Here is a 3,866-nt window from a genome sequence, read left to right on the forward strand (position 1 = left end):
GCATCATGGAGTGATAATAATATTATTGACTATTTATCTTTCTATGATTCTTCATTCAAACGTGCTGATGGAATGAACTTCAATCAGTTCAAATCATATAAAGAACGTATCTTTGCAAAAGAAGAACATAAAATTATCACGTTTAATAATATCAATATTATCCCTTATCCCGGAGAAGCACATAATCTTTTTTGGGTTACTTTAACCCAGGTTTATCTCAGTGATTCTCATCGTTTTGAAGGCGATAAAGAGTTACTTATACGTATCAATAGAGATCAATCAATTTCCATTATTACCGAAGATTAATAGATGAAGTTATTATTTATCATTACTCTTTTGGTGGGTAATGCATTATTTGCGCTTCCCTTTACCCTGATTAAAAAAGAAAATACCCCTCAGCAATCTCTTACTCTCCTTGTAATTGGTGGCATTCACGGAAATGAGCCTGGAAGCTACTTTGCCGCATCTTTATTATCGCAATACTATAAAATCAAAACTGGAAATGTTTGGATCATACCGGATCTAAACCGTCCAAGTATTCAACATAACAGTCGAGGGATCAATGGAGATATGAACCGAAAATTTTTAGAAATAGATCCCAATGATCCTGATTATAAAACTGTCCGAGAAATACAAAAGATTATTACAGAACCTCAGATTGGTCTCATTCTCAATCTTCATGATGGACATGGTTTTTATCGCAAAGAGTATCAAAATACTATTTTTAATCCAAATGCTTGGGGACAAACCTGTGTCATAGATCAAGGTGTCTTAAACCATACACATCCATTCGGAAATCTCAATGAAATTGCAATCAAAGTAAGTCAATCTCTCAATAGAGGCTTGATCGAAAATCATCATTATTTTGATGTACGCAATACAAATACACGTTTTGATGATGAAGCTATGAAACACTCGTTAACTTACTTTGCTGTCATCAATAATAAGCCCGCTTTTGCTATTGAAACCAGCAAAAATCTCCCTACTCTCCAAAGTAAAGTCCTCTACCAACTTAGGGCGATTGAAGAATATATGAAAATTATGGGAATTGAATTTGAATCTTCTCTTGAACTTACTCCGGAACATATCGAAAAGCTTTTACATGATTATGGGTATTTAACTATTAATGATAACTTTTACTTAAGTTTAAATCATTTAAAAAACTCTTTAAGTTTTATTCCGCTACAATCGGTCAACAATGATTTCAAATTCACCCATGCATTAGGCAGTATTCGTCAGAATGGGTCAAATTTTGATCTTTTTATCGGTAGCCAAAAAATAAGTACTTTTTATCCGAGCTATCATGAAAAAGAGCCTTTTTTACCATTAGCTACTCTTAAAATTGATGGTGAAACTAAAACTCTAAAATTAGCTACAGATTTTTTTGTAAATGCCGATTTTACTGTTATTAATCATGACCCAAACGTCAGGGTAAATATTATCGGTTTTACAAAAAAACGAGTTAAAGATGAGAGTAATATACGTATTTCATTGAATACCTTAGACTCTAAATATGCAGTAGACACTTTACATAAAAGCTATCGAATAGAATTTTATCGTCAAGATCGCTTCTTCGGAATGCTTCTTGTACATTTTAAATAGGAAAGAGGATGAATCAAAATCAACAACAAACCTATTCAACCATCGTATCAGCCAATCCGTATAAGGGTGACTATTGCAATGGAACATTTAATACCATTTCAAACACCACTTCTCCTTCTTTTGCAAAAGATCAATATGCTATATCTTCTTTAAATACCAGAGGATTTATCTCAACCCTCATTGGAATTAGTAAAAATATTCCCGATGATGATATTTACCATGCATTAGAAAATAAAGTATACGAAGAACTTGCATTGGATATGGCAGTCGAATATCGTATTCGTTACATTGAAGCAATCCATCGCAGTACAGAAAATGATCGTTATTTTCATGTCTTTGTAGTTGATCCCCTTACACTTGAACAAGAATATGTAAAAGTCATCAATACAATCAAATATATTGATCAAATCATCCCTATTCCGTTACTTTTAAAATCACTTTACGTCAAAGAGCTAATCAATTCATCGGATGTCCATTGCTTTATCTATTTTCAAGAAAATGATGCTTTTTTCTGTATCTATCATGAACAAGAATTTGTTTATGCTAAATCATTAAAATTTTCTCTCCTCCAAATGCATGAGCGTTTTGTTGAACTCTTAGGTGAACAAATCGATTTCACTACTTTCTCTTCCATGCTTGTCAAAGAAGGTTTGAATAGTTCCAATAGTGAATATCAAAAAAATCTCATAAAATTATTTGGTGAAATTTTACTTCATATCAATGACATTATGGCTTATGCAAAAAGAGCCTATGATATTAAACGCTTTGATGAACTTTATATCGGAAGCAGTGCAGGCATTGTCATCGGATTAGATGAGTATGCACAAACCTATTTAGGCTTAAGAACAGCACCTCTTGATTTTAATTACGGATTCCAGAATAACGGTTCTAATATAGATCAGATCCATCAGCTTATGCATGTATATGGGCACTTACCAGTTGAAGAACGATATGAATGTAATTTTACAATTTTTGAACGCCCACCCCCTTTCGCAAAACGTGAAAGTGGAAAACTAATTTTAATAACTGCTACAGCTTTAGCTGGAGCACTTCTATATCCCGGAGTATATTGGGGTCTCTCTTACATCGAAGAATTTCACCATGCTGTTTTAAGTAAAGAATACGAGCAAGTACACATTGAGAAAATGACACGCGAAGCAACTGTCAATCTTAAACTAGCCAATAAAAAGGTCGCACAAACACTCCTCGACGAACAAAAAACTGCTTATAAACAAAAGCAAGATACGTTAATACAAGTGCATGAGAAAAAAGTAGACTATCCGATGAAAGCTAGAATTATGGCAGATTTTACACAAAGCTTTAATAATTATCGAGTACAGTTACAAAATGTCAACTATACAGAGAACAATACAAGTAAAATATTTAGCTTTGGTCTAATCTCTTCTAAAACACAGGATATTACAGCCCTATTAAAACATTTAACTGAGACAAAACGTAATCAATACAATTTTAAGCTAGAATTGATCACATATGACACGAATACTTCCTCTTATCTCAGTGAATTAAAGGCGGTAATCAAATGAAATTACATATTGAAGACTACCTGTACACTTTAGATCAATCTCTTTCTCAAAAAAGTGATCGCGAAAAAATGATCCTTTATATCACCATATTCGCATTATTATTTACTTTTTCTTATTTACTGTTTTGGGAGAGTTCGGAAGAAAGTTTTAAAATATCTCATGAAAAAGCTCTTAAAGTAGAAAATGATCTCAATTTTGATAAAAATTATCTCCTTGCCAATCCGCCTGAACGAATCACACAAATAGAACAAGAGATTGTTGAACTAGAACGTCAACGCACGCTGTATATTCAGTATAATACCTATATTAAAGAACAGTTAGAACAGATTTCATCTCTCTATTATGACGAAAAAGTATGGGGAGCCTACTTGGACTCTATTTCACGTTATGCCCGATCATACAATGTCAAATTAGCAAAATTTGGAAATACTTTACAAACGGATAATAATTCATTTGGACACGTTTTAGATATTAGTATTACATCGGAAGGAGCATATAAAAATACGTTAAAGTTTATTAATGCTCTAGAACAAAGTCAATTGGTTGTTGATCTCCATGATTTTAATACTACTGCCGATGAAAAATTCCGAGGAGATCTTCATATCTCAGTATGGGGGATCGTCAGACAATGAAAACATACTTATTATTAGGATTTTTAAGTTCTTTAACCCTGAATGCTGTAACAACTCCTACAACCTCCGTTACCGTAGCACAATCATC

At 33.0% G+C, this 3,866-nt stretch carries 4 protein-coding genes; all 4 read left to right on the forward strand.

Annotation, left to right across the window (positions count from 1 at the left end):
• On the forward strand, positions 1 to 306 hold a 306-nt coding region (locus WA010_RS05010; protein ID WP_422556050.1), incomplete at its 5' end, for a L,D-transpeptidase Cds6 family protein.
• A 3-nt stretch (positions 307 to 309) separates the two neighbouring features.
• Positions 310 to 1,602: a M99 family carboxypeptidase catalytic domain-containing protein gene (locus WA010_RS05015; protein ID WP_422556051.1), complete on the forward strand. Its 1,293-nt coding sequence runs from the start codon at positions 310 to 312 to the stop codon at positions 1,600 to 1,602.
• A gap of 8 nt (positions 1,603 to 1,610) precedes the next feature.
• Positions 1,611 to 3,146: a hypothetical protein gene (locus WA010_RS05020; RefSeq protein WP_422556052.1), complete on the forward strand. Its 1,536-nt coding sequence runs from the start codon at positions 1,611 to 1,613 to the stop codon at positions 3,144 to 3,146.
• Positions 3,143 to 3,778, forward strand: a complete 636-nt coding sequence (locus WA010_RS05025) for a hypothetical protein (protein WP_422556053.1) — start codon at positions 3,143 to 3,145, stop codon at positions 3,776 to 3,778. Before WA010_RS05020 ends, WA010_RS05025 begins: the two co-directional genes overlap by 4 nt.
• Positions 3,779 to 3,866: the final 88 nt, after the last annotated feature.

Origin of the sequence: Sulfuricurvum sp., assembly GCF_049305995.1 — a bacterium.
In the GTDB taxonomy this organism is placed as follows: Bacteria; Campylobacterota; Campylobacteria; order Campylobacterales; family Sulfurimonadaceae; genus Sulfuricurvum.

What these genes read in the sequence shown, in the direction of transcription:
- WA010_RS05020 (WP_422556052.1), top strand. Translation starts at nt 1,611, where the DNA reads ATGAATCAAAATCAACAACAAACCTATTCAACCATCGTATCAGCCAAT.
- WA010_RS05025 (WP_422556053.1), top strand. Translation starts at nt 3,143, where the DNA reads ATGAAATTACATATTGAAGACTACCTGTACACTTTAGATCAATCTCTT.
- WA010_RS05015 (WP_422556051.1), top strand. Translation starts at nt 310, where the DNA reads ATGAAGTTATTATTTATCATTACTCTTTTGGTGGGTAATGCATTATTT.